The sequence below is a fragment of the Glycomyces arizonensis DSM 44726 genome (assembly GCF_000482705.1).
In the GTDB taxonomy this organism is placed as follows: domain Bacteria; phylum Actinomycetota; class Actinomycetes; order Mycobacteriales; family Micromonosporaceae; genus Glycomyces; species Glycomyces arizonensis.
Genome location: NZ_AXWO01000008.1, coordinates 17,236 through 41,948, shown reverse-complemented (window position 1 = coordinate 41,948; position 24,713 = coordinate 17,236). Strand labels below are relative to the sequence as shown.

The 24,713-nt window shown below is 71.7% G+C and carries 21 protein-coding genes and 1 pseudogene; 8 read left to right on the top strand and 14 right to left on the bottom strand.

What is annotated here, in order from left to right:
* Positions 1-258: 258 nt before the first annotated feature.
* Positions 259-2,166, top strand: a complete 1,908-nt coding sequence (locus H613_RS0109465) for a DEAD/DEAH box helicase (RefSeq protein WP_026923600.1) — start codon at positions 259-261, stop codon at positions 2,164-2,166.
* Positions 2,163-2,738 (top strand): SWIM zinc finger family protein, encoded by a 576-nt coding sequence (locus H613_RS25595; protein WP_051393164.1) that lies wholly within the window; start codon positions 2,163-2,165, stop codon positions 2,736-2,738. The genes H613_RS0109465 and H613_RS25595 overlap by 4 nt, the downstream gene beginning before the upstream one ends.
* Positions 2,739-2,745: 7 nt before the next feature.
* Here H613_RS25595 and H613_RS25590 read toward each other — a convergent pair whose 3' ends face one another.
* A complete protein-coding gene (locus H613_RS25590) occupies positions 2,746-3,402 on the bottom strand; it encodes an HAD-IA family hydrolase (RefSeq protein WP_051393163.1) in 657 nt (218 codons plus the stop codon).
* Between the two features lie 105 nt (positions 3,403-3,507).
* Between H613_RS25590 and H613_RS32585 the strand changes: the two are divergent.
* Together H613_RS32585 and H613_RS0109440 are read left to right on the top strand one after the other, a co-directional pair.
* Positions 3,508-4,032, top strand: a pseudogene (locus H613_RS32585) (GNAT family N-acetyltransferase); the annotation flags it as partial.
* A gap of 37 nt (positions 4,033-4,069) precedes the next feature.
* On the top strand, positions 4,070-4,834 hold the full coding sequence (locus H613_RS0109440) for a class I SAM-dependent methyltransferase (protein ID WP_035737301.1): 765 nt from the start codon (positions 4,070-4,072) through the stop codon (positions 4,832-4,834).
* A gap of 3 nt (positions 4,835-4,837) precedes the next feature.
* Here the strand turns inward: H613_RS0109440 and H613_RS0109435 are convergent, their stop codons facing one another.
* The 4 genes from H613_RS0109435 to H613_RS0109420 form a co-directional block, all read right to left on the bottom strand.
* The gene (locus H613_RS0109435) at positions 4,838-5,515 is read right to left on the bottom strand and encodes a response regulator (protein WP_026923597.1); all 678 of its coding nucleotides are present in this window, start codon (positions 5,513-5,515) and stop codon (positions 4,838-4,840) included.
* A gap of 65 nt (positions 5,516-5,580) precedes the next feature.
* A complete protein-coding gene (locus H613_RS0109430) occupies positions 5,581-6,780 on the bottom strand; it encodes a sensor histidine kinase (protein WP_051393162.1) in 1,200 nt (399 codons plus the stop codon).
* A 10-nt stretch (positions 6,781-6,790) separates the two neighbouring features.
* A complete protein-coding gene (locus H613_RS25585; RefSeq protein ID WP_051393161.1) occupies positions 6,791-7,642 on the bottom strand; it encodes an ABC transporter permease subunit in 852 nt (283 codons plus the stop codon).
* Positions 7,642-8,562, bottom strand: a complete 921-nt coding sequence (locus H613_RS0109420) for an ABC transporter ATP-binding protein (protein WP_026923595.1) — start codon at positions 8,560-8,562, stop codon at positions 7,642-7,644. The genes H613_RS25585 and H613_RS0109420 overlap by 1 nt, the downstream gene beginning before the upstream one ends.
* A gap of 219 nt (positions 8,563-8,781) precedes the next feature.
* Between H613_RS0109420 and H613_RS0109415 the strand changes: the two genes are divergently transcribed.
* Entirely contained in the window at positions 8,782-10,695 is a 1,914-nt protein-coding gene (locus H613_RS0109415) for an N-acetylmuramoyl-L-alanine amidase (protein ID WP_026923594.1), read from the top strand.
* A 41-nt stretch (positions 10,696-10,736) separates the two neighbouring features.
* Here the strand turns inward: H613_RS0109415 and H613_RS0109410 are convergent, their stop codons facing one another.
* Complete coding sequence (locus tag H613_RS0109410) at positions 10,737-12,302, bottom strand: bifunctional 3'-5' exonuclease/DNA polymerase (protein ID WP_026923593.1); 1,566 nt, start codon at positions 12,300-12,302, stop codon at positions 10,737-10,739.
* A 122-nt stretch (positions 12,303-12,424) separates the two neighbouring features.
* Between H613_RS0109410 and H613_RS31360 the strand changes: the two genes are divergently transcribed.
* On the top strand, positions 12,425-12,568 hold the full coding sequence (locus H613_RS31360) for a GPGG-motif small membrane protein (RefSeq protein ID WP_169731978.1): 144 nt from the start codon (positions 12,425-12,427) through the stop codon (positions 12,566-12,568).
* A gap of 93 nt (positions 12,569-12,661) precedes the next feature.
* Here H613_RS31360 and H613_RS0109400 read toward each other — a convergent pair whose 3' ends face one another.
* The 6 genes from H613_RS0109400 to H613_RS30800 all read right to left on the bottom strand — a co-directional run bounded on the left by H613_RS0109400 (position 12,662) and on the right by H613_RS30800 (position 19,243).
* Positions 12,662-13,666: a substrate-binding domain-containing protein gene (locus tag H613_RS0109400; protein ID WP_026923592.1), complete on the bottom strand. Its 1,005-nt coding sequence runs from the start codon at positions 13,664-13,666 to the stop codon at positions 12,662-12,664.
* Positions 13,667-13,741: 75 nt separating this feature from the next.
* Positions 13,742-14,563: an ABC transporter permease subunit gene (locus H613_RS0109395; protein WP_026923591.1), complete on the bottom strand. Its 822-nt coding sequence runs from the start codon at positions 14,561-14,563 to the stop codon at positions 13,742-13,744.
* A 71-nt stretch (positions 14,564-14,634) separates the two neighbouring features.
* Entirely contained in the window at positions 14,635-15,621 is a 987-nt protein-coding gene (locus H613_RS25580; protein ID WP_084546490.1) for a carbohydrate ABC transporter permease, read from the bottom strand.
* 138 nt (positions 15,622-15,759) lie between these two features.
* Positions 15,760-17,025: an ABC transporter substrate-binding protein gene (locus H613_RS0109385; protein ID WP_026923590.1), complete on the bottom strand. Its 1,266-nt coding sequence runs from the start codon at positions 17,023-17,025 to the stop codon at positions 15,760-15,762.
* A 96-nt stretch (positions 17,026-17,121) separates the two neighbouring features.
* The gene (locus tag H613_RS0109380) at positions 17,122-18,567 is read right to left on the bottom strand and encodes a glycoside hydrolase family 16 protein (protein WP_156925939.1); all 1,446 of its coding nucleotides are present in this window, start codon (positions 18,565-18,567) and stop codon (positions 17,122-17,124) included.
* A 223-nt stretch (positions 18,568-18,790) separates the two neighbouring features.
* Positions 18,791-19,243, bottom strand: a complete 453-nt coding sequence (locus tag H613_RS30800; RefSeq protein WP_026923588.1) for a hypothetical protein — start codon at positions 19,241-19,243, stop codon at positions 18,791-18,793.
* A 103-nt stretch (positions 19,244-19,346) separates the two neighbouring features.
* Between H613_RS30800 and H613_RS0109370 the strand changes: the two genes are divergently transcribed.
* Positions 19,347-20,078 (top strand): M50 family metallopeptidase, encoded by a 732-nt coding sequence (locus H613_RS0109370; RefSeq protein WP_026923587.1) that lies wholly within the window; start codon positions 19,347-19,349, stop codon positions 20,076-20,078.
* Here H613_RS0109370 and hrpB read toward each other — a convergent pair.
* The gene (gene hrpB, locus H613_RS0109365) at positions 20,075-22,522 is read right to left on the bottom strand and encodes an ATP-dependent helicase HrpB (protein ID WP_245598514.1); all 2,448 of its coding nucleotides are present in this window, start codon (positions 22,520-22,522) and stop codon (positions 20,075-20,077) included. The genes H613_RS0109370 and hrpB overlap by 4 nt on opposite strands.
* A 73-nt stretch (positions 22,523-22,595) precedes the next feature.
* Here hrpB and H613_RS30795 point away from each other — a divergent pair, with 73 nt between their 5' ends.
* Positions 22,596-23,153 carry a COG4315 family predicted lipoprotein gene (locus tag H613_RS30795; protein WP_035737297.1) on the top strand — a complete coding sequence of 186 codons (558 nt, stop codon included), beginning with the start codon at positions 22,596-22,598 and terminating at the stop codon, positions 23,151-23,153.
* Positions 23,154-23,163: 10 nt separating this feature from the next.
* Here H613_RS30795 and H613_RS29125 read toward each other — a convergent pair whose 3' ends face one another.
* On the bottom strand, positions 23,164-24,711 hold the full coding sequence (locus H613_RS29125) for a serine/threonine-protein kinase (RefSeq protein ID WP_051393160.1): 1,548 nt from the start codon (positions 24,709-24,711) through the stop codon (positions 23,164-23,166).
* Between the last annotated feature and the right edge of the window lie 2 nt (positions 24,712-24,713).

Sequence of the window (24,713 nt, the reverse complement as noted above, 5' to 3'; positions counted from 1 at the left end):
ACCGGCCCCGCCACAGGCGCGGTCCGCGGCCGCAGGCGTCGCCGGGGACGCCCGGCCGCGGACCGCGCCGACCAGCAGACCTTGCTCAGGGGTCCGGGGGCGGGCGCGCTCTCCGAGCGCCTCCCACGCCTTGCCGAGCGCGCCCGCCCCGTTCCGTGATGAAGAACCCATAAGCGCCCATACGCCCCTCGAGAGTTTGGGACAACGACCCGACCTGTGGCAAAATGGCTCGTCTGCCGCGAACCCGTAGGAGCCTCGTTGCCACCCAGCGAACTGCACGCCACCTTCCTCCCCGACCACGCCTCACCTGCGGACGGTCGGCTTTTCTTCTACGGCGGCGACCAACCCCGATCCGCCGCCGCCGAGCTCGGCCTCCCGCCCGGCGACCCCGCCACCGCCCAGCTCTACATCGACGGTGAACTGCGCGACGCCGACGGCCTGGCCCTCCCCGTCCGGCCGGTCCTGAGCGCGCTCACCCGCATCGCCTCCCGCCCCGACATCACCGAGTCCGTCGCCGTCTGGGCGCGCATCGCGGCCGCCGTCAACGACGACAAGTTCGACGACCTCGACCGCATCGCCGCCGAACTGCCCGCCGAAGGCCACGCCGCGCCCCACTCCGAAGGCCACGTGTGGACCGCCGCGGCCGCCGTCGGCGCCTTCGTCGAGTCCTACACCGAGCTCCTGCGTTCCGACTCCGGGCTCAACCTCCGCCTCATCACCGCCCAGCACGCCGACCCCGGCGACATCCGCGTCAACGCGGACCTGCGCCGCTACCAGGCCCACGGCATCGCCTGGCTCGAAACCGCGGCCGAAGGCGGCGCGGGCGTCATCCTCGCCGACGACATGGGCCTGGGCAAGACCCTCCAGTCCATCGGGCTGCTCGTGCGCCGCGCCGGGTACACCCCCCACCTGGTCGTGTGCCCCACCTCCCTGGTCGGCAACTGGCAGCGCGAGATCGCCCGCTTCGCCCCCCAGCTGACCGTCCACCTCCACCACGGGCCGCAGCGCGCCAAGAGCGCCGCGCCCCTCCTCGACGCCGACGTCGTCGTCACCTCCTACTCGATCGCGCTGCGGGACATCAGACTCCTGCGCTCGATCTCCTTCGACACCGTCGTCATCGACGAGGCCCAGGCCATCAAGAACCACCGGTCCCGCACCGCCGGGGCTGTCCGCGACCTCACCGGTCGCGTCCGCGTCGCCCTCACCGGCACGCCCGTGGAGAACCACCTCGCCGAGCTCTGGTCGATCTCCGAGTTCGTCAACCCCGGCCTCCTCGGCGGCCAGGCCGACTTCAAGCGCCGCTTCGCCGACCCCATCGAGATCGGCCGCGACCCCGCCGCCGCCGCGCTGCTGCGCGCCCGCATCGACCCGGTCGTGCTGCGCCGCCTCAAAGAGGAGGTCGCCGCCGACCTGCCGCCGAAGATCGAGTCCACCGTCGCCTGCACCATGACCGACGAGCAGACCGGGCTCTACCAGGAGGCGATCCGCGAGGCCTTCGACGAGGGCCTGGGCGACGGCATCACCCGCCGCGGCCGCGTCCTGAAGCTCCTGACCCGCCTCAAGCAGGTCTGCAACCACCCCGCCCAGGCCGTCGGCCTCGGCGACACCGCCTCGCTCGCCGAGCGCTCCGGCAAGCTCGACCGCGTCACCGAGATGCTCGCCGAGGTCGTCGACGAGGGCGCCAAGGCGCTCGTGTTCACCCAGTACCGGCAGATGGGCGAGCTGCTCTCCAGCCACCTGGCCGACGAGCTCGGCGTCGAGGCCCCGTTCCTGCACGGCGGCCTCGACCAGGGCGCCCGCGACAAGCTCGTCGACGAGTTCCAGACCGTCGAGGGACCGGCGATCCTGCTCATCTCCCTGCGCGCGGGCGGCACCGGCCTCAACCTGACCGGCGCCTCCCACGTCGTCCACTACGACCGCTGGTGGAACCCGGCCGTCGAGGACCAGGCCACCGACCGGGCCCACCGCATCGGCCAGACGCAGACCGTCCACGTCCACAAGCTCGTCACCGCGGGCACCCTGGAGGAGCGCGTCGACGAGCTGCTCGCCCGCAAGCGGGCGATCGCCGAGGCCGTCGTCGGCTCCGGCGAGGACTGGCTCGGCGAACTCGACGATTCCCAGCTGCGCAAACTCATCGAACTCGACGGGGACGGAGCCCACGCATGAGCGACCCGTACGGCAAGACCTGGTGGGGCCGCAAATGGTGGCGGGCCCTGGAGACCATCGGCCTGAACTACCCCGACCAGCGCATCGTCAAGGGCCGCGCCCTGGCCGGGCGCGGCGCCGTCGAGGACCTGCGCATCGAACCGGGCGTCGTCTCGGGCCGCGTGACCGACAACAACCGCACCTTCGAGGCGGCCATCCGCATCCCCGTCTACGACTCCTCGACGTGGACCGAGGGCATGACGGCCCTGTCGCTGTCGCCCTCGTGCGTGGCCGGGCTGCTCGCCGGGCGCCTGCCCAAGCGCATCGACGACGTCCTGGCCGGGGTGGGCATGCGGCTGCTGCCGAAGAAGTTCGTGGCCGAGCCCTACAACCGGATCACCACCTCGTGCGACTGCGCCGACAACCGCGAGGTGTGCGGCCACATCATGGCCGTGTCGCTGGTCAGCGCCGCGAAGATGGACGACGACCCGTGGCTGGTGCTGCTGCTGCGCGGCGGCCCGACCAGGGACCTCGCCGGGCGGATCCGCGCCGCCCGCCTCGCGAGCATGGACGCCGCCGAGCCGGTCGCCTGAGCCCGCCTCAGCCGCCGAGGACCACTTCCAGCCCCGCGCCGTTCGAGCGGGTCCCCACCGATCGCAGGTCGGCCGCGCGGGGGAGTCCCTCGGCCGCGGGGCCGTCGTAGGCGCCGACCACGACCGTGGCCGCGCCGCTGCCCTGCCCGGCCAGCAGTCCCGCCTCGGCGTCCTCGAAGACCACTGCGCTCGCCGGGGACGCGCCGAGTGCCTCGGCGGCCATCCGGTAGCCCTCCGGGTTCGGCTTGCCGTTCGTGATGTCGTCGGCCGAGACCAGCACCTGCGGCTGCGGCAGCCCGACCACGGCCAGGCGCCGCCGCGCCAGCTCCGTCGTCGCCGACGTCACCACCGCCCACCGGTCGGGGTCCAGCGACCCGAGCAGCGCCGCGGCCCCGGCGATCTCCGCGATCCCCTCGGTCCGGTCGACCTCCTCGGCCTCGATCCGCGCCGCCTCGGCGGCCACGTCCATGCCCGGCGGCGCGAACGCCGCGATGACCTCGACCGTGGGGCGGCCGTGTGCGACCGCCAAGATCGCCTCGGCGTCCAGGCCGGTGCGGGCGGCGAACCGCCGCCATGCGTCCTCGACCGATGCACTGGAATCGACCAGTGTTCCGTCCATGTCGAACAGCAGCACCTCGGCCGACAGCACCGTCACAGCATCCATGCACCACTCCCAGTCTTCCGGCCCGCAACGGTACCAAGCCGAAATGAACGGCGCCGAACGCAATTCCGCTTGTCGCGGGCGTCCGCGTCGCCTAGGTTCGAAACCATGCCAGGACTCATCGCTCCGACCGAACGCCTCGCCGCCTCCTTCGCCGAGGCCGTCGACGAGTTCATCGCCGAGGGCCGCGGCGGCCCCGGCGACCGGAGCCTCACCGGCCAGATGATCCGCGACTACGCCCGGGCGGCCGACCTGACCGACTGGGTCCCCAGATACCTCGCCGACGAGCGCCGCTGGGAGACCCGGGCGCCCGCCAACTTCGTCCCCATGACCATGCTGTGGTGGGTCGAAGGCGAGACCTACCTCGGCCGCATCTCGATCCGCCACCGCCTCAACGACCGGCTGCGCGACATCGGCGGCCACATCGGCTACGACATGCGCCCCAGTGCCCGCCGCAAGGGCCACGCCACCGCCATGCTCGCCGCCGCCCTGCCGCACGCCGCCGCGCTCGGCATCGACGAGGCCCTCATCACCTGCGATTTCGACAACGTCGGCTCCCGCAAGGTCATCGAGCGCAACGGCGGCGTCTTCGAGGACCAGCGGGGGAAGAAGCTCCGGTACTGGGTGCCGACCGCGCCCGCCGACACCGCCGAAGGCGGTGAACTGTCCGATGCTCGAGCGAGTCGATTACGACCGGACCCAGCACGCCGGGTACGCCAAGGGACGGGCCCTGCTGCCGGTCAGCCGCGACAACTGGCGCCGCGCGTTCCGCGAGCACGCCGGACCGGGCCGGGTCCGGACCGTCCTGGACGTCGGATCGGGCACCGGGCGCTTCACGCCCGTGCTGGCCGACGCCTTCGGATGCGCGGTGATCGGCGTCGAGCCCGCCGAGCGGATGCGCGCGGTCGCCGAGACCGAGGCCGCCCGCCCGAACGTCGAATACCGGTCCGGCTCGGCCGCCGACCTCCCCGTGCCCGACGCCTCGGCCGACCTGGCGCTCATGTTCCTCGTCTGGCACCACGTGCCCGACAGAGCGGCCGCCGCGGCCGAACTCGCGCGCGTCCTCCGGCCCGGCGCCCGCCTGCTCATCGCCACCACGCTCGCCGACCGGCGCAAAGACCTGCTGCTCTACCGCTACTTCCCGCGCACCAGGGAGATCGACGGCGCCCTGTTCCCCACCCGCGCCGAGACCGCCGACCTGTTCGCGGCGGCGGGATTCGAGGAGTCGGCCCTGGTCGAGGTGCACCACCGCTCGGCCGAGAGCCTCGCCGAGTACGTCGAGCGCCAGCGCATGCGGGCCCTGTCGGTCTACGAGCACCTCACCGACGAGGAGTACGAGGAGGGCATGGCCGCCATGGAGGCCGACGCGGCGGCCGAGACCGAGCCGGTCCCCGTCGAGGCCGAATGCGACCTGCTGGTCCTCAGCCGCCGGTGAGCATCACCGGTGGCTGTCGGGGCTGACCAGCCCCGTGTTGTAGGCGAAGATGACCGCCTGGACGCGGTCGCGCGCGCCGATCTTCGCCAGGACGCGGCCCACGTGCGTCTTCACCGTCGACTCGGCCAGGTGGAAGCGCCCGGCGATCTCGGTGTTGTTCCAGCCCCGCCCGATCGCGGTGAGCACCTCGCGTTCGCGCTCGGTCAGCACCTCCAGCTTCGCCGCGACCTGCCCGCCGCCGTCCTCGCCCTCGACGGGGAACTGGTCGGCGAAGCGGTCGAGCAGGCGCCGGGTCAGCTTCGGCGCCACCACCGCGTCGCCCGCGGCCACCACCCGGATGCCCGAGAGCAGGTCCTCGGGCTGGGCGTCCTTGACCAGGAAGCCGCTCGCCCCCGCCCGCAGCGCCGCGTAGGCGTACTCGTCGAGGTCGAACGTGGTCAGCACGAGCACCCGGCTGCGCCCACCGGAGGCGATGATCCTCCTGGTCGCCTCGATCCCGTCCATGCCCGGCATGCGCACGTCCATGAGCACCACGTCGGGCCCCAGGTCGGCGGTCCTGCGGACGGCGTCGGCGCCGTTCTCGGCCTCGCCGAGGACCGTCAGGTCGCTCTGGCTCTCCACCAGCATGCGGAATCCCATCCGCTGCAGGGCGTGGTCGTCGGCGATGAGCAGTGTCGTCACGGTGTTCGGTCCTCACTCGGCGGGGCTTCTCGCGGTGGGGCTTCTCGCGGCGAAGCCCGCGGGCCTCAATTCGGCCCGTCCGCGGGCAGCCACAGGGCCACTCGCCAGCCCCCGGTCGGCTGCGGCCCGGCTTCCATTGTGCCGCCGAAGACCGCGGCCCGCTCGCGCAGGCCCAGCAGTCCCCGCGGCGTCCCGGCGTCCTCGACGACCGAGCCGGTGTTGGCGACGGCGACGCCGAGCCCGTCGTCGCGGTAGTCCAGCGCCACCTGCGCCCTCCGCGGGCCGGTCGCGTGCTTGAGCACGTTCGTCAGCGCCTCCTGGACGGTCCGGTAGACCGTCAGCTGCTGGTTCTCCGACATCTCCCACGGCCTGCCGGTGATCTTGAACGTCACCGGCAGGCCCGCGTCGCGCACCCGGTCCACCAGCGGCCCCAGGTCCGACATGCCCGGTTGCGGCGCCATCTCGGCCGACTCGTCGCCGTCCTCGGCCTGGAGCACCGACAGCACCCGCCGCAGCTCGCTGAGCGCCTGGCGGCTGGTCGCCCCGATCGCCGTCAGCGCCTCCCTCGCCCGCTCGGGCGAGGCCGCCGCCGCGTAGGCGCCGCCGTCGGCCAGAGCGTTGATGACGGCCAGGTTGTGGCCGATGATGTCGTGCATCTCCCGCGCGATCCGCGTCCGCTCCTCCTGGACCGCCTCCCGCGCCGCGCCGTGCCGCACCGACTCCTGGTAGTTCCGGCGGGTCCGCACCAGCATCGCCACGGTGAGGACGAAACCGAAGAAGAACGCCGCCTCGAAGAAGTACGCGAGGAACTCCCACACCGAATGGCTCTCGGAGTTCACCGTGAAGTCCGCGATCGCCTGGCCCGCCGCGATCGCCGCCGCCCACCACACGAGCGTCAGGCGCCGGCGCAGCACCAGGTTGTACAGCGCCAGCGTGACCGCGATCGACGACGCCGAGGTGACGACCCCGTCCCTCGCCCCCGTCAGATCGAGCCCGATGGTCACCGCCGTCGGCGCCAGCTGGCTCAGCAGCACCGCGAACGGGTACCGCCGCCGCCACACCAGCGGCACCATGAGCGAGGCGGCGAGGATCAGCTGCAGTCCCGGATACCGCGGCTGCGCGGAGCTGAAGACCGCCCCCGGAATCAGGAACAGCACGTACACCAGGACCGGTGCCAGATTCCACAGCAGCGGATGCCGGGAGTCGAACTCCGACATCCGCTGCCACAGCCCCGGCTTGCGCGGGACGGTCACGGTTTGGGCCACGACGGCATTCTCACACGTCCCGGCGCTTGAGGAGCACGGCCGCGAGACCGAACGAGACGACCAGCCACGCGCCCATCCAGGCCCACGACTCGCCGACCGACAGCGTGGCGCCGGTGGTGTCGAGCATCGCCAGGGTGTTGGGGACGTTGCCCGGCGTGTACGGGGCGATGTCGCCCACCCACTCCCACGGCAGTTCCACCATGAGCATCGGCAGCACCAGGATCGCACCGACGTAGAAGCTGATGGATCCGGCCGAGTTGCGCAGGATCGCGCCGACCGCCAGCCCGAGCAGGCCCAGGTAGACCATCATGACCACCTGGCCGGAGAGGATCCGGAACACGCCCGGGTCCGACAGGGCGAGCCCTCCGTACTCGGTGTCCGACAGGATCGCCTGGGTGGCGTAGAACGTCGCCAGGATCAGCACGGAGTAGACCGCGAGCACGATCGAGCCGAACACGGCCGTCTTGGCCCACAGCACTCCTGTCCGGCGCGGCGCCGCCGACATGGTCGAGCGGATCGAACCGGTCGAGTACTCGCCGGTGATGAACAGCGCCCCGAGCACGGCGATGAACACCGAGGCGAGCTGGAAGCCGAAGAAGACGTTCAGGGCGGTCAGCGGGTCCACGGGCGCGGCCGGGGCGTTCGCCCCCTCGCTGGCCTCGGGCGGGGGAATCGTGAAGTCGAAGGCGACCGCCACGGCGATCCCGGCCCCGAACAGGGCCGCGCAGATCATGACGATCCAGCTGGAGCGCAGCGACCAGAACTTGGTCCACTCCGAGCGGAGCAGGCCCGACCCGCTCAACCGGAACTGCGCGGGCGGTGAATAGGTCGCCGGGCTCTCGGCGAGCATCGTGGCGCTCATTACGCTGCCACCCCTTCCTTGGTCTGCTGGTACTCGACGGCGTCGGCGGTGATCTCCATGAACACGTCCTCCAGCGAGGCGCGCTGCGTGCTCAGTTCATGCAGCACGAGCCCGTGCGCCGCGGCGGTGGTGCCGACGACGGCGGCCTCGGTGCCCTGGATCTCCAGCACGCCCGACTTCGGGCTGGCGATGGTGATGCCCGGCCCCTGGAGGCGCTCGGCGAGCGCCGCGGCGTCGGGGGAGACGACCCTGACCTTGCCGTCGCCGCGTCCGTTGACGAACTCGTCGACGGTGGTGTCGGCCAGCAGCTTGCCCTGGCCGATGACGACCAGGTGGTCGGCGGTCTGGGACAGCTCGCTCATCAGGTGCGAGGACAGGAAGACCGTCCGGCCCTCGGCGGCCAGGCTCTTGAGCAGTTCGCGGATCCAGCGCACCCCGTCGGGGTCGAGGCCGTTGACCGGCTCGTCGAGGATGAGCACGGCCGGGTCGCCGAGGAGGGCCACGGCGATGCCGAGCCGCTGGCCCATGCCGAGGCTGAACCCGCCGACGCGCTTGCCGGCGACGTCGGACAGGCCGACCGTGTCGATGACCTCCCGGACCCGCCGCTTCGGGACCGAGTGCGTGTGGGCCAGGGCCAGCAGGTGCTTGTAGGCACTGCGCCCGGCGTGCACGGACTTGGCCTCCAGGAGCGCGCCGACCTCGGTCATCGGCGAGCGGAACTGGGCGTAGCGCTTGCCGTTGACGCGGACGGTGCCCGCCGTCGGCGCGTCGAGCCCGACGATGGTGCGCATCGTGGTGGACTTGCCCGCGCCGTTGGGGCCGAGGAAGCCGGTCACGACGCCGGGCTTCACGGTGAAGGTGAGATCGTCCACGGCGGTCTTCCTGCCGTAGCGCTTGGTGAGGTGTTCGATTTCGATCATGTCCACGACGCTACGGCCGCAGGCGATCCGATCCATCAGGCTCGGGCCTGAACTTCCCGGGCCGCCTTGGTACCCGGGTACTACTACCGGCGCGCCCCGCCCGCGGCCGGTGGCCCGGCGGTGACGCGGAGGAGTGCCGCCGCGATGCCGCTCAACCGGCCGCACCCATCGAGGCGTATAAATAGTACAAACCACATGACTTGCAAGACAAGAGGATTCATGAACAGAAAACTACAGAGACGCCGCGGGTACCGGGCGGTCGCGGCCGGCTCCGCAGCGCTGGCGGCCGCCGCCGCACTCGCCACCACGGCCTGGAGCGCCCAGGCCGAAGCGCCCGAGGCGACCGGCCGCCAAGCCGAGTTCAGCGCCGCGGCCGAGGCCTACGGCGTCCCCGAACAGATCCTGCTCGGCGTCTCCTACATGCAGTCGCGGTGGACCGACCACGGCGGCGACCCGAGCACCGGCGGCGGCTTCGGGCCCATGCACCTGACCGACGAGGTCGCGACCCTCGCCGGCGCCGGAGAGCACCACACCGAGGGCGACGCCCGCGGCGACGTCCTGCGGCCCATGGACCTGTCCGCGGACGCCCCCGAGGCGACCGCCGCCTCGGGCACCGCCACCCTCCCCGAGGCCGCCGCCCTGACCGGCGAGGACGAGTCCGAACTGCGCACCGACCCCGCCGCGAACATCGCCGGCGGCGCGGCACTGCTCGCCGGGTACCAGGAGGAACTGGGCCTGGACTCGGACGACCCCGCCGACTGGTACGGCGCGGTCGCCCGGTACTCCGGAGCGGAGGACGAGGGCACCGCCGCCGTGTTCGCCGACGAGGTCTTCGACCTCATCAACACCGGCGCCACCGAGCGGACCGACGACGGTGAGGTCCGCCTCGCGGCGACCGCGGTCGACCCCGACGAGTCCCAGATCGAGGACCTGGACCTGGAGACGTCCGACAGCGACCCCACCACGTGTCCGCGCCGCCTCGCCTGCGAGTGGATCCCCGCCCCGTACGAGCGGACCGGCGACCAGCCCGGCCAGTACGGCAATTACGACCGGGCCGACCGCGAGGACGATATCGACATCAACGCGATCATCATCCACGACACCGAGCAGGTCTACGACGACGCGCTCGTGGTCGTCCAGGACCCGAACCGGATCTCCTGGAACTACACGATCCGCGCCTCCGACGGGCACGTCGCCGAGCACCTCGACCACCGGAACGTCGGCTGGCAGGCCGGCAACTGGGCGGTCAACATGCGCTCCATCGGCATCGAGCACGAGGGCTTCGCCGCCGACGGCTCCTGGTACACCGAGATCATGTACCGCAACTCGGCCAGGCTCGTCGGCTTCCTGGCCCAGCGCTACGACGTGCCGCTCGACCGCGCCCACATCCTCGGCCACGACAACGTGCCCGGCTCCGACCACTGGGACCCGGGCCCGTACTGGAACTGGGAGCACTACTTCGACCTGCTCCGCGCGCCGATCGGCGAGCCCGTGGGCGGCATCGACTCGGGGATCGTCACCGTCGCCCCGGACTTCGAGACCAACATGCCCGAGATGACCGCATGCGACACCGAGCACCCGGCCGAGCCGTGCCCGGCGCGCCCGTCCTCGACGGTCTTCCTGTACTCCGAGCCGAACTTCGACGCCCCGCTCCTGGTCGACAGCGTGGGCAACGCCGACCTGAGCCCGGCCTCCACCCGGGTCGACGACCTCGGCAGCCGCGCCGGCTACGGCCAGCAGTTCGTCGTCGCCGACACGCAGGGCGACTGGACCGCGGTGTGGTACCTGGGACAGCAGGGCTGGATCCACAACCCCGCTCACGCGCCGGTGCTCGCCCCGGCCGAAGGGACGGTCGTGGTCCCCAAGGCCGACGACACGCCGGTCTGGAGCGACACCTTCCCCGAGGCGGAGGCCTATGAGGGCACCGACGCGGTGTACCGCCCGAACAAGCGGCTCTACAGCATCGACACCGGCGAGGCCTACGTGGTCGCCGAGGAGCTCCGGTCGCAGGCGCTGTGGGCGAAGACCTTCGAAGGGCCGAACTTCGTGGTGAACGGCGAGACCGTGTTCTACCAGATCCAGGTGGGCAACCGGATCGGCTACGTCGACGCCGACGACGTCGAGCTGCGGTGACCGACAGCCGAAACGAGGGCCGGGGCAAAGCGTCCCGGCCCTCACTTCGCTTCGGCGTAGCTGTCGACCACCTTGGGGCGCAGCGGTATCCGCACCGGCATATCCCCGAACAGCGTCCGCGTGGCCTCGTCCGCGGCCGCCTCGATCGCCTCGCACACCGCCTGGGCGCACTCGGCCGGGCAGTGCACCATCACCTCGTCGTGGAGGTAGAACACCAGCTCTCCGAGGCCGTCCTCGTGGAGGCGGCGCCGCAGCAGCGCCAGCAGTATCAGCGCCCACTCGGCGGCCGTGCCCTGGACGATGAAGTTGCGGGTGAACCGGCCCCTCCTGCCCGCGGTCCGCGTGCCCTTGTCCGAGTTGAGATCGGACCACCACTTCGCGTTCGGCGCCGGGACGGTGCGGCCCAGCCAGGTGCGGACGAGGCCGCCCTTCTCGCCGGTGCGCGCGGCCCGCTCGACGCACCCGGCCGCCGCGGGGAACCGCTCCCTCATGAGCGCCACGAGCGCGGCCGCGTCCCCGGCGGTGCCGCCGTACATCGCCGAGATGAGCGCGATCTTGGCCTTGGACCGCTCGCCGCCCAGGTCGGGGGCCAGCTCGGTGTACAGGTCGTCGGCGGCCGTGGCGGCGATCATCGCCGCGTCGCCGCTGATGGCCGCCAGCAGCCGCGGCTCCAGCTGCGCGGCGTCGGCCGCCACCAGCTTCCAGCCCGGCTCGGGCCGGATGGCCGCGCGCACGGCGTGCGGCAGCTGGAGCGCCCCGCCGCCGTCGGTGGCCCACCGCCCGGTGTCGGCCCCGCCGACGGTGTAGACCGGCCGGAACCGCCCCTCCTCTATCCAGTCATCGGCCCAGTTCCACCCGAACGCCGTCCATACCCTGGCGTGCTCCCGGTAGACCTTCAGCGCCTCCACGGCCGGATGGTCGACCGAGGCCAGCTCCCAGTGGTGCGTGGTCTTCACCTCCACCCCGGCGGCGTGGAACGCGGCGAGGACCTGCTTGGTCGAATCGGGGTTGAGCTGGTGCCCGAACGCCTCGGCCACCCGGTCGGCCAGCGCCTGCACCTTCCGCGGGCGCATCCCCCTGGTCGGGCGCGGCCCCAGCAGCTCCCGCAGCAGGTCGTCGTGCGCCTCGACGTCGAACGGGACGCCGACCCGGCTCATCTCGGCGGCGACCAGGCCCCCGGCCGACTCGGCGGCGAGCAGCATCCCCAGCCCGCGGAGGCCGAGCGCGCGCAGGCGCCGCTGCTGGTCGAGCCACGCGGCCTGGAGCTTCGTCAGCGCCGCCGGGCCGTCGACCGGCTCGGGCGCCCGCTCGAACAGGGTGCCCGCGTCCGGGTCGGCCTCGACGACGTGGGGGGGCGGCTCGCGGCCTTCGGCGCGCGAGAGGATCCGCTCCGACAGCCGCAGGTCCCGGCACCGGCCCAGCCGCGCCCGGGCCTCCAGCAGCGGCGGGTACTCCCGTGCCGTGTCGCCCAGGACCCAGCGCGGCGAGTCCTCGGCCTCCATCCGGGTCACGGCCGCGGCCAGGTCCTCGTGGTAGGCCACCGGGCCGCCGGGCAGCGGCATCGTCCACCCCTCGGCGCCCCGTCCGGGCACTATCGCGACCGTCACGCCTCAAGCGAAGCACGGGCCTGTGACAACGCCGGGCGACGACGATCCCACTGGCAAGTGATGCATATCACTGAATCGATCGGGACGTACATACTTCCGGCACTCACGGGTAACCGTCCGGCATGGAATTCATTTTGTGGATACTGGCGGTCATTCTGGTCGCCTACGGCGTGTACGTGATATTCCGGGGCCGAGTGATATTCGGCATCATCCTCATCATCGTGGGGCTGCTCGTGGGACCGGGCGGCGTCAGCCTCTTCACCTGAGGCCGGCCCGGCGGCGCTCCGTCCCCGGCCTTCCCCACGGGGCCGCGGACGCCGAGGGAGCGCAGCCGGGCCGACAGGACGGCGGCCGGCCGGTCAGGCCGAGTCGCGCATCACCAGCTCGGTGGGGAGGATGGTCGACGACTCGACCTCCTCGCCGCCGAGCAGTCGCAGCATGTGGCGGGCCAGCGTCCGGCCGATCTCCGTGATCGGCTGCCGCACCGTCGTCAGCGGCGGCTCGCAGTAGGAGGCCAGCGCGATGTCGTCGAAGCCGATCACCGCCACGTCCCCCGGCACGGTGCGGCCGGACTCCCGCAGCGCCGTCAGCGCCCCATGGGCCATGAGGTCCGAGGCGACGAACACCGCGTCCAGATCGGGCTCGTCGGCGAGCAGCTGGCGCATCGCCTCCACTCCCGACTGGGCCGTGAAATCCCCGATCGCGACGACCGCCCGCTGCCCCGTGGGCGCCAGCGCCCGCCGGTAGCCCTCCAGGCGCGCCCGGCCCGCCGACATGTCCTGCGGCCCCGTGATGGTCGCGATCTTGCGCCGCCCCGCCGCGATCAGGTGCTCCACGGCGGTCCGCACCCCGCCGACGTGGTCCACGTCGATCCACGGCGCCGACGAATGCGGCAGGAACCCGTTGCACACCACCGGCACCCCCCGCCTGAGCATGAGCTCGGGCAAAGGGTCGGCGTCGTGCAGCGAGGCGAACATGACGCCGTCGACGTGCCCGCCGATCGCGTAGCGCTCCACGCGGGCGCGCCCCTCGTTCGAACCGGTCGTCATGAGCACCAGCAGCTTCCCGGCGGCGTCCAGCTCCGTGGCGACGCCGCGGATGACGCTCGGGAAGAACTGGTCGTCCGAGAACACCCGCGTCGGCGACTCGGGCACGATGAGCGCGATCGAATCGGTCCGGTGCGTCACCAGGCTCCGCGCGGCCGCGTGCGGCACGTAGCCCATCTCCGCCGCGGCCGCCTCGACGGCCTTGCGCAGCGGCTCGGCGACGCTCGTCTGCCCGTTGACGACCCTGGAGACCGTCGCCCGCGACACGCCCGCCCGCTCGGCGACCTCCTCGAGCGTGGGGCGCCGCTCCCGGCGCACTTGCCCGCCGCGAAGCCCGCGAGCGGTGGTCTCGTCCGGCCCCGGTTCCGTCTGTCGCATGCTCCGCCTTCCGCCTCAGCCCTTGACCGCACCTTGCATGATCCCGCTGATCATGTACTTGCCCAGCAGTGCGAACACCGCCAGCAGTGGAAGCGTAGCCAGCATCGTCCCGGTCAGCACCAGCGACTGGTCGGTGACGTAGCCGCCGGCGAGCGTCGACAGCGCCACCTGCACGGTGTACCGGTCCGGACTGGACAGGACGATCAGCGGCCAGAAGTAGTCGTTCCAGGCGGTCAGGAACGTCAGCACCCCGAGCACCACCGCGGCCGGCCTGGCCGCGGGCAGCACCACCTGCCAGAAGATCCGGAACGTCGAGGCCCCGTCCGCGCGGGCCGCCTCGATGAGCTCGCCGGGCAGCGCCCCCCGCAGGTACTGGGTCATGAAGAACACCCCGAAGGCGTTGACCAGCCCCGGCGCGATCACCGCCCACAAGGTGTCGGTCCACTCCAGCTCGATCATGAGCATGTACAGCGGGATGACGCCGAGCTGCACGGGCACCATCATCGTCGCCACCACCGCCACCAGGAGCGCCTTGGACGCCTTGAACTCGAGCTTCGCGAACGCGAACCCGGCCAGCGTGGAGAAGAACACCACCGAGGCGGTGACGGCGACGCTGACGATCACGGAGTTGACCAGCGCGGCGTCGAACGGGACGGTCGCGAACACTCGCTCGATGTTCTCGACCAGGTTCGCCCCCGGCAGCACCGGCGGCGGGATCTGCCCGAGCGCCGAGTTGTCCCGCGAGGCCACCACGACGCTGTAGTACAGCGGGAAACCCGAGAAGAACAGCACCGCCACCAGCGTCAGGTACGCCAACGAACCCGGCTTGTTCCGCATGAGCCGCAGGTAGGCGCGCCGCCGCCGGGCGCTGACGGGGGAGGCGGGCCGCCGGGAAGTCGGTGCGGTGGTCACGAGTCGCTCCTGATGCGTCGGATGAACAGGTAGTTGAGCAGCGCGACGAGCACGATGACGGCGAACATCGTCCAGGCCACCGCCGAGGCGTACCCGAACTCGAAGCCCCGGTTGAACGCGTGCTCGTACAGGTACAGCGTCAAGGTCTGGAACTGGCGCGAGGCGCCGCCGGTGACGCCGTTCGGCCCCGCGCCGCCGAACAGCTGCGGCTCGGCGAAGATCTGGAGCCCGTAGATGGTCGAGACGATCACCGTGAACACGATCGTGGGGCGGATCATCGGCACGGTGATGCGCAGCAGCTGCTGGAGCCGCGAGGCCCCGTCCAGGTGCGCCGCCTCGTAGACGTCCCGCGGGACGGCCTGCATGGCCGCGAGGTAGATGAGCGCGTTGTACCCGGTCCACTTCCACGCCACCATGACCGCGATGGCCGCATGCGAGGACGCCCGCCCGGCCTGCCAGTCGATCCTCCCGGCGCCCAAGGACTCCAGGACCCAGTTGATCAGCCCGAAGTCGCGCCCGAACAGCTGGCTGAAGATGACCGCGACGGCCACCACGGAGGCGACGTTCGGCAGCAGCATCCCCATGCGGAAGAACGTCCGGCCCCGCAGCCGCATGGTCAGCAGGTGCGCCAGCAGCAGCGCGGCCAGCAGCTGCGGCACGGTGGACAGCGCCAGGATCGAGACGGTGTTGCCCAGCGCGTTCCAGAAGTACGGGTCGGTCAGCAGCGCGGTGTAGTTCTCGGCGCCGACGAAGGCATGCTCGTCGGACAGCAGGCTCCAGTCGTGCATGGACACCCACGCCGTGAACGCCAGCGGGAACAGCCCGAAGGCCGCGAACAGCGCGAAGAACGGTGCGATGTAGAGGAACGGGGAGGCTTTGAGGTCGAGGCGGTACAGGCGGTGGCGCCAGGGCCCGACCGGCGCGGGACCGCCGCCGGTCGCCGCCGGGCGCTTCGTCGTATCAGACCTCGTGGCGAGGGACATAGGGTCGCTTTCGGTGTCGGGAGGTGAGCGGAGGGTGGGGCGGCCCCGGACCGCGAAGGCGGGGCCGCCCCGGTTGGGAGCAGCGGCAAAAGGACGGTGTTCACCCGGGTCCGGGTGGCGGGCCGGCGGGTGGGCGGGCTAGAACGACTCGAGGTCGCTCAGCACCTGCGACCAGGCCTCGTCGGGGGACTGGCTGCCGTCCTCGATGCGGCCCAGGCCCTGGCCGAGCGTGGCGAGCACGTCGCCCTGCAGCGGCCCCTGGTACTGCGGCTCGACCGCCTCGGCCGCGGCGGTGAAGATCCCGCCGACGGGCGCGTCGTTGAAGTACGGCTTGGTCAGTCCCGTCAGGGCCGGGTCGTCGTACAGCTCGGGCGTGGACGGGAAGTTCCCGGTCTGCTCGAAGACCTTGAGCTGCTGCTCGGGCGCGGTGAGCCACTCGATGAGCTCGTAGGCCTCCTCGGGGTGCTCCCCTTGGGCGGGCAGCACCAGGTGCGAGCCGCCCATGTTCCCGGCCCCGCCCGGCACGGCCGCGACGTCCCACAGCCCGGCAGCGTCGGGCGCGTTCGTCTCGATGTAGCTGGTCATCCACGCCGGGCAGATGATGGTCGCGAAGGTGCCCTCGCTGAAACCGGCGTTCCACTCGGGCGTCCACGCCTCCAGCCGGTTGGACATGCCCGCCTCGATGGCTTCCACGGTCAAGTCCCAGGCGTCGCCGACGGCCGGGTTGGACTCGACGACGATGTTGTTCTCGCGGTCGTACACGCCCTGCTCGGCCTGCTCGACCTGCGCGCGGAACATGTTGCCCGAGGACTCGAAGAAGTACGAGCCGTCGGTGGCGTCCATGTACTGGTGGCCCACCGCCACGTAGTCGGCCCACGAGTCGGCCCACAGCGCCGAGACCTCGTCGCGCTCGACCGGCAGCCCGGCGGCCTCGAACAGGTCCCGCCGGTAGCACATGGCCATGCCGCCGACGTCGGTGCCGAGCCCGATGAGGGCCTCGCCGTCGGACGAGAGCGCCTGCTGCCACTTCCAGTCGAGCCACTGGCCTTCGAGCTCGTCGGCGCCGAGGTCGAGGAGGTTGTGGAACCGGTCGGGGGAGGCGGTGTACTGGCTGATGTACCCGACCTCGACCGCCTCGATGTCGGCCGCCCCGGACCCGGTGGCGAGGTGGGTGGTGAGGTTGGTGTGGTGGTCGGCGAACTCGCTGATGCGCTCCTCGATCTTGATGTCGGGGTGGGCCTCCATGTACTCCTCGTACAGCGGGCCGAAGCCGAAGTCGCCGAACAGCCCGACGGTGAGGGTGACGGTGCCGTCGTCGGCGTCCGAGGAGCAGGCGGCGCCGGTGAGGGCCAGGACCGCCGCGGTGCCCGCCGCGAGGGCGGCTCGGAATGGCTTGCTTCTCATGCGGGGCTCTTTCTTGATCGGTGGGTGAGGGATCCGGCTCCCGCGCCGAACCGGAGGCGCGAAGCGCGGGAGCCGGGGGAGGAGGGGCGCTGCCGCCTAATGGCGGAAGTGGAACCAGTTGATGTTGACGAAGTCGTTCGGCTGTCCGCTGGTGAAGGTCAGGTAGACGTCGTGGACGCCGGTGACCGATGAGACGTTGGCGGGGACGGTGGTCCAGTTCTGCCAGCCGCCGGTGTTCGCGATCGCGAAGCTGCCGATCGGCGAGGCCGATCTGCTGTCGATGCGCACCTCGACCAGGCCGCTGATGCCCCCTCCCGCGCCCGAGGCCACTCGGGCCACGAAGTCGAGCGGTGACTGCGAACCGAAGTCGACGTCGTTGAAGCGGAGCCAGTCGCCATTGGCGACGTAGCCGACGTTCTGGCCGCCGCCGCCGTCCGAGGTCGTCTCCGTGCTGACGCCGCTCTGATCGGCGTACGCCTCGGCCTGGATGGCGCTGTAGGCGTCGAAGCCGTCGCCGCCGTTGTCGGGCGGATCGGTCGGGTCGTCGTCGCCACCGCCGTCGCCGCTGCCGCCGCTGGTGTAGACGCGGACGTAGTCGACGAGCATCGAGTGGCCCGGCTGCGTCGCGGAGGTCGGCGTGGACTGGCCGGAGACGCCGTTGGGGAAGGCCCCGCCCATCGCGAGGTTGAGCAGGATGAAGTACCCCGCGTGCGAGGTCATGTCCGACCACGTGCCGGAGCCGACGGTCGACTCGCTGACGGAGTGGAACAGCTGCCCGTCGGCGTACCAGCGCAGCTGGTGTGCCGCGTCGTCCCATTCGAACGCGTAGGTGTGGAAGCCGTTGTGGCAGCTGCCGCCGCACTGCGTGGTGGCGCCGAGGCCGAGGGTCTCGTTGCACGGGCCGCCGGGGTTGACGCCGCAGTGGAGGACGCCGTGGACGGTGCTCTGGCCGTTGACGTTCTCCATGATGTCGAACTCGCCGATGGCGGGCCAGTTCCAGTAGTTGCCGCGGTACGGCGAGCCGAGGGCCCAGAAGGCCGGCCAGTAGCCGAGCGCGGCGTCGCCGGAGACCTGCGGCAGCTGGAGGCTGCCCTCGATGCGGAGCGTGCCGCCCGAGGGCGGTTTGAAGTCGGAGCGCTGGGTCTCGATGCGAGCCGAGGTCCAGTTGCCCGAGCCGTCGCGCAGCGCGGTGATCTCGAGGTGGCCGTTGCCGTCCATGGAGAGGTTGTCGGGGTCGTCGGTGTGGTAGCCGATCTCGCCGGTGCCCCAGTTGGAGGGGCCGCCGGAGTAACCGTGTCCGATGTCGATCTGCCAGTTGGCCGAGGACGGCAGCTGGCCTGCGCCGCCGTTGAACTCGTCGGACCACACCAGGTCCCATGCCTGGGCCGCGGTCGCGTTCTGGTCTTCGGGCGATGCGTTGGCGGTGGCGACGGTGACGCCCGCGGTGGTGACCACGGCGAGCGCCGCGGCGGCGGCGACGGCGAGGCGCCTGAGCCGTCGCCGTCTGGGGATGTGGGGATCGGAGGTCTGCACGTCAGTCATGACGACTCCTTTGCCGGGTAGGTGAGAAACCGCTCTCTGAAGAAAATCAATGTTCAAGCGTTCTTTGAGAGAGCGCTCTCTCATTGGGCTCAATCAATGTTTCTACAGAAGGAATCAATGCATGTCAATGCGTCGTGACCGAACCGTTATCTTCCAATCACGACAGGAAAGCGCGATCATCCTTGCGTCCCTTACGTATGGGGACGCAGAAAATCAATCCGGCTCACAACCCGGTGTCGTCGGCCTCGGGGCTGGGCTCGCTGCGGTCCTGCGTGTGCCGGCGCAGCTCGTCGATGCGGTCGCGCCGCTCGGTGCTGAGGCGGTCCAGCCGCTTCTGGCGCTCCCGCCGCTCCTCGGGCGACTCGGTCCCGCCCAGCATCCGCTTCTCCAGCAGGGCCACGTGCTCGGCGTGGGCGGCGGCGTTGATCGCCCGCACGTCCTGGTACGTGTCGCGCAGCGACTCCATGCGGTGCAGCGCGTCATGGCACTGGGCCAGCAGGAGCTCGATGTCCGCGTTCTCGGCCGAGGTGGCGTCCATCCGGCGCGCCTCCAGCCAAGCGATCCCCTCGCGGAGCTTCTCGCGCGCCTGCAGATTGTGCAGGGCCAGGTCTTCGACGATCTGGTCGGTCAGCTCGAGGAAATTCAGATGTGGATCGGGGCGGTCGTCGGTGCCCATCGGGGCTGTCCTTCCGTGTCGAGGAAGTACCTGCTCCCTCTACCATACGGGCGGGCGTTCGGTATCCTTCACCGCGCGCCCCACCCCCGAGAGCCGAGGCCACGTGGAACCCATCGAGACCTTCATCGACAGCCTGACCCAGACGCAGGAAGCCCCGCCCGTCGGCATCATGCTCGCCTGCCTCGCGGTGGCGGCCGCGATGATCCTCTACACGCCGCTCTGGCGCTGGAGCCGCGGCCTGGTCACCATCGCCCACGAAGGCGGCCACGCGCTCATGGCCGTGCTCATGCGCCGCCGCCTCACCGGCATCCGCCTCCACGCCGACACCTCGGGGCTCACCTTCTCCCGCGGCAGGCCCACCGGCTTCGGCGCCGCCATGACGCTGCTGGCCGGATACCTCGCGCCCGCCGCGCTCGGCCTCGCCGCCGCGGCCCTGACCGGCGAGGGGTACATCGTCGCGCTCCTGTGGATCACCCTGGTGCTCCTGGCGATCATGCTCGCGTTCATCCGCAACTGGTACGGGGCCCTGGCGCTGCTCGTCGTCGGCGCGGGCGTCTTCGCCGCCACCTGGTACGGCAGCGCGATCGTCCAGACCGTCGCCGCCTACCTGGGCGCATGGCTGCTGCTGCTCGGCTCGGTCAAACCGGTCCTGGAGCTGGGCGCGCGCCGACGCCGCCGGGGGAGGGGCACCGGCGGCGCCTCGGACGCCGACCAGCTCGCCGGGATCACGCCGCTCCCGGCCGGGGCGTGGATCTTCTGCTTCTCGCTGCTCACGATCGCCGCCGCGGCGTGGGGGACGTGGATGCTCCTGCCGGTGGAAGACCTGCCGCTCTAGACCTTCCGGCGCTTCTTCGGCATCCGGCTCGGCTCCGCCGCAAGCGGATCTTCGGGCCAGTCGTGCTTGGGGTAGCGTCCCCGCATCTCCTTGCGCACCTGCTGATACGGGCCGGCCCAGAACGAGGCCAGGTCGGCGGTGACGGCCAGCGGGCGCCCGGCCGGGCTCAGCAGATGCACGACCACCGGCACCCCGGCCACCTGGGGGACGGCGGAGGACCCGAACATCTCCTGGAGTTTGACCTCGAGCACTACGGAGTCGGGCCCGTAATCGAGCCGGACCTTCCGGCCGCTGGGCACCTCGACGGCATCGGGCGCCACCTGGTCGATGTTCTCCCGCCACGGCAGCAGGCTTCGCAGGGCGTCGACCACGTCGATGCGCCTGAGTTCCTCGATGTCATTGGCCCACGACAGCCGCGGCTCCAGCCACGTCAGATCACGGTTCAGCGCCTCGTCGCCGACATCGGGCCACGGAGCTCCGATCATCTCGTGGCACCAGGCCATCCTCGTGCGAAGCCGCTTCGCCGCCTCGGTCCAACGCAGGAGCAAGGTTCCCGTGCGGTGCATACCGTCGATGAATGCGCGGCGCATGAGTTCGGGGTCGGGATCGGCGATCGGCCGTGACGAGAGGACGATCGCGCCCAGCCGCACGGTTCGGCTCGCCGACGGGCCACCGGACCCCCAGTCGATCACCTCGTCGGTCTCTGTGGCGCCGACCAGCTCGATGGCCAGCTCCCCGTCGATCGGCACGGCCGAGCGGATGGTCGCCGCGGCGCGCCCCGGGGACCGGTCGGCGTCGGCGATCGCGAGCCACTGGCTGCCCGACAGCGACGAACCCTCGGCGGCCACCGCGCCGGTCCCCGCGACTGTCAACCATTGAAAACCGTTGCGCTTCGCCACCCGCTCGGGAAACGCTAGTGCCACCACCGTCGCGGCGGCCTCATCGTCGCTCACCTGCCGGTCCACCTCCGGCGCGTTCGCGGACAACCGCCGCACCTCGCTTAGCCACTGCCGGTCCCGGCTCGAACGCAGCCGCCGCCACTCGGCCAGCAGGTCATTGCCCCTTCCGCGCCCGTCGAGTCCGAGGAGGGCCACCACCTCAGCGGCCTTGGCGGTGCCGACGCGTGCCGCGCCGTCGATGAGCGCCCTGGCCAGGCGCGGGTGCAGCCCGGCCTTCGCCAGCATCCGGCCGCGGTCGGTCGCCGAGCCGTCCTCGTCGATCGCCCCGAGCGACCGCAGCGCGGTCCGCGCCGCCTTGAGCGCTCCGGCCGCGGGTCGCCCGGGGAGCGCCAACTCCGCTACCGGCGTGCCCCAGCACGCGGCCTGCAGCGCGAAGGCGGTGAGGTCCGAGGAGTCGACGTCGGGCGTCGGCTGCGCCGGGCGCCTGCCGTGCTCGGCCTCGCTCCAGCACCGCCACACCGCGCCGGGCGCCTCCCGGCCCGCCCGTCCGGCCCGCTGGTCGCACGAGGCGCGCGAGGCGGCCACCGTGGTCAGGCCCGGCAGCCCGCGGGCGTGGTCGATGACCGGGCGCCTGGCGAGCCCGGCGTCGACGACGATCCGGATCCCCGGCACGGTCAGGCTCGATTCGGCGATGTCGGTGGACAGCACCACCCGCCGCCGGTCGCCGGGGCGGAGCGCGGCGTCCTGCGCGGCCGACGACACCGATCCGTGCAATTGATATATATCGACATCGAGGTAATCGAGCTGGGTTGCGACCCGCCGGATCTCACCGGCACCGGGAAGGAAGCACAGCAGGTCCCCGTCGCGGTCGGCGAGCGCCCGCTCGACGATGTGCGCGACATGCGAGAGGAACCGCGGGTCGACCCGCAGCCCGTCCGGTGGCTTGACTCGCTCCCGGGGCGGCGCCCAGTGCATCGCGACGGGATGGCGCATCGGCTCGGACTCCACGACCGGAGCGCCGCCGAACAACTTCCGCCACAATGCCACGTCGACGGTCGCCGAGGCGGCCACCAGTGCCAGCTCGGGCCGCAGGACCTGCCTGGCCTCGATGAGGAACGCGCAGGCGGTGTCGGTCTCCAGGTGCCGCTCGTGGCATTCGTCGAGCATCACCGCGTCGACGCCGGGCAGCTCGGGGTCGGCCAGCAGCCGGTTCAGCAGGACCCCGGTGGTCACCACCTCGACGCGCGTGACCGCCGACCGGCGCGATTCGCCCCTGATCCGGTAGCCCACGCGTTCGCCGACTCGCTCGCCGAGGATGGAGGCCATGCGGTTCGCGGCCGCCCGCGTGGCGAGGCGCCGAGGCTCGGCCACGAGCACGCGCCGCGGCGGCGCCGCGTCGTCGAGCAACCCGGCCAAGGCCAGGGGCGCCAGCGTGGTCTTGCCGGTGCCCGGGGGAGCGGCGAGTACCGCCGTCCCGGTGGTCTCGACGGCGCGCAGCAGCTCGGGGAGGGCGGCTCGGATCGGCAGCTCGGGAAGGACGGGCATGGCGCCCATTCTCGCTCAGGCGTCGGGTGCGTTCGCAAGACAGGTGCCGAGGGGCGGCTATAGCGTCGAAACCATGGGAGAGCAGACCACCAAGGGCGGGCTCGCGGCCGCGTCCGCCGCCCTCGCCGCCGCTGCGGCGCTCGCGGGCTGCGGGGACAGCGATTCCTACGGCGACGACTCCGCCTCCTCCGGTTACGGCGAGCCCTCGACCGCCACCGAGGGCGCGTCCCCGACGGCGACCGGTGACGCCGACGACCCGCACGGCACCGCCGATGAGATCGGCCTTTTCCACACCGAGCTGGGGAAGGTGATCGCCGACGACGACGATCGGACGCTCTACATGTCCACCGAGGACTCAGATGGCGCGTCAGCCTGCTACGGCGAGTGCGCGGAGGGGTGGCCGCCGGTCCTCGCCGAAGGGGACGACGTCGAGGTGGACGACGATCTCGACCCCGCGCTGCTCGGGACGATCGAGCGCGACGACGGCTCGGCGCAGCTCACCTTCAACGGGCATCCGCTGTACTACTGGGCGGAGGACATCGCGCCCGGAGACGTCGGGGGACAGGGAGACAACGACTCCTGGTACGTCCTCGACGACGCGGGTAATCCCGTGACCGGCGCCTCCGGTTGAGGCGGCGCTGTCACAGTCCGCAGTTCTCCTCGTCGGCGATGTAGACGAGCTCGATCGGCTCGTCGAGGGCGACCTCCTGATCGCCCTCGGGGGTCTGCTGTGTGACCTGGCAGGTCACCCCATTGCCGACGTCCTCGGCGGGCTTGGACGTGAAATTGGTGAACCCGTCCGATTCGAGGTCGGCCAGGGCGTCGTGGATGCTCCAGCCCGAGTAGCTCTCGAGCACGGCGGTCTCGGGGCCCGCGTCGTCGTCGGCGGCCGGGGTCGTCTCGTCGTCGGAGGTGTCCTCCTCGTTCGACGAGTCGTCCTCGCTGTTCCCCTCGGAGGAGTCGCCGTCCCCTTCCTCCCCGCCGCTGTCGTCGGTGTTCTCTTCCTCTGCCGCGGTGGTCTCGTCCTCGGCGGCAGAGGTCTCCACCGCCGCCGAAGGCGTCTCGGTGCCCGTGTCGCCCTCGGCCCGCTTGTCATCCTCGGGCTGGAGCATCTGCCACATCACCAGTGCGACGACCAGCACGACCACGCCGAGGATCGTGATCGTGACCGGGACGGCCTTGCTGCGCTTGGCCTCCTCGAATTCGCGCGGCGGCGGCAGGTCGCGGCCGCGCGGCGGTGAGGAGAAGTCGCCCTGGCCCATCGCCTGGGTCGGCGGCTGCGTCGAGACCGGGACCATGCCCTGGGCCATCGCGCGGGTCCCCGCGGTCGGCGGGGAGGCGGGCGGCAGGATCGCCGTCGTGCCCGAGCCGGGCCGGCCGGTGCGGCAGGCCTGGGCGAGCTCGGCGGCCGAGCCGAACCGCTGGCGGGGGTCCTTCGCGAGGCAGCGCATGACGATCTGCGCCACCGGCTGCGGGACGTCCTGCGGCAGCGGCGCGGGCTGGCCGGTCATGTGCGCGGTGATGACCGCCGCGGGGTCGTTGCCGGGGAACGGGGGCCGCCCGGCCAGGCACTCGTAGGCGACGATGCCGAGCGAGTAGACGTCGGTGGCGCCGCTCAGCTCGTGCCCGGCGAGCTGCTCGGGCGAGGCGTAGGAGAGCGTCCCCATGACGGTGCCGGTCTCGGTGAGCCCGGCCTGGCCGCGGGCCGAGGCGATGCCGAAGTCGACGATCTTGACCGCGCCGTCCTCGTTCACCAGCAGGTTGGCCGGTTTGATGTCGCGGTGGACGATGTGCGCCCGGTGGGCGACGTCGAGGGCCTCGGCGGCGGTGGCGACGATCTTGAGGACCTCGTTCGGCGCGAGGCGCCCGCGCTGGTGGATCAGGTTCGCCAGGGACTGGCCCTGGACGAGCTCCATGATGAGGTAGGAGACGAGCCCTTCGGCGCTGTGCTCCTCGCCGTAGTCGTAGAGGGCGACGATCCCGGGGGACTGGAGGGCGGCGACGGCCTGCGCCTCCTGGTGGAACCTGGCGCGGAACCGGTCGTTGCCCGACAGGCCCGAGTGGAGGAGCTTGACGGCGACGGCGCGGTTGAGGCGCGTGTCGGTGCCGCGCCACACCTCGCCCATGCCGCCGGCGGCGATGCGGTCGTCCAGGCGGTACCGGCCCGCGATCAGTGTCCCGAGTTGCACCT

Excerpts from the sequence above, each read along its gene's own strand:
- H613_RS0109420 (WP_026923595.1), bottom strand. The coding sequence starts at position 8,562 with ATGATCGAAATCGAACACCTCACCAAGCGCTACGGCAGGAAGACCGCC.
- H613_RS25590 (WP_051393163.1), bottom strand. The coding sequence starts at position 3,402 with ATGGATGCTGTGACGGTGCTGTCGGCCGAGGTGCTGCTGTTCGACATG.
- H613_RS25585 (WP_051393161.1), bottom strand. The coding sequence starts at position 7,642 with ATGAGCGCCACGATGCTCGCCGAGAGCCCGGCGACCTATTCACCGCCC.
- H613_RS0109385 (WP_026923590.1), bottom strand. The coding sequence starts at position 17,025 with ATGAGAAGCAAGCCATTCCGAGCCGCCCTCGCGGCGGGCACCGCGGCG.
- H613_RS0109415 (WP_026923594.1), top strand. The coding sequence starts at position 8,782 with ATGAACAGAAAACTACAGAGACGCCGCGGGTACCGGGCGGTCGCGGCC.
- H613_RS25580 (WP_084546490.1), bottom strand. The coding sequence starts at position 15,621 with ATGTCCCTCGCCACGAGGTCTGATACGACGAAGCGCCCGGCGGCGACC.
- H613_RS0109395 (WP_026923591.1), bottom strand. The coding sequence starts at position 14,563 with ATGCGGAACAAGCCGGGTTCGTTGGCGTACCTGACGCTGGTGGCGGTG.
- H613_RS25595 (WP_051393164.1), top strand. The coding sequence starts at position 2,163 with ATGAGCGACCCGTACGGCAAGACCTGGTGGGGCCGCAAATGGTGGCGG.
- H613_RS0109440 (WP_035737301.1), top strand. The coding sequence starts at position 4,070 with ATGCTCGAGCGAGTCGATTACGACCGGACCCAGCACGCCGGGTACGCC.
- hrpB (WP_245598514.1), bottom strand. The coding sequence starts at position 22,522 with ATGCCCGTCCTTCCCGAGCTGCCGATCCGAGCCGCCCTCCCCGAGCTG.
- H613_RS31360 (WP_169731978.1), top strand. The coding sequence starts at position 12,425 with ATGGAATTCATTTTGTGGATACTGGCGGTCATTCTGGTCGCCTACGGC.
- H613_RS30800 (WP_026923588.1), bottom strand. The coding sequence starts at position 19,243 with ATGGGCACCGACGACCGCCCCGATCCACATCTGAATTTCCTCGAGCTG.
- H613_RS0109380 (WP_156925939.1), bottom strand. The coding sequence starts at position 18,567 with ATGACTGACGTGCAGACCTCCGATCCCCACATCCCCAGACGGCGACGG.
- H613_RS30795 (WP_035737297.1), top strand. The coding sequence starts at position 22,596 with ATGGGAGAGCAGACCACCAAGGGCGGGCTCGCGGCCGCGTCCGCCGCC.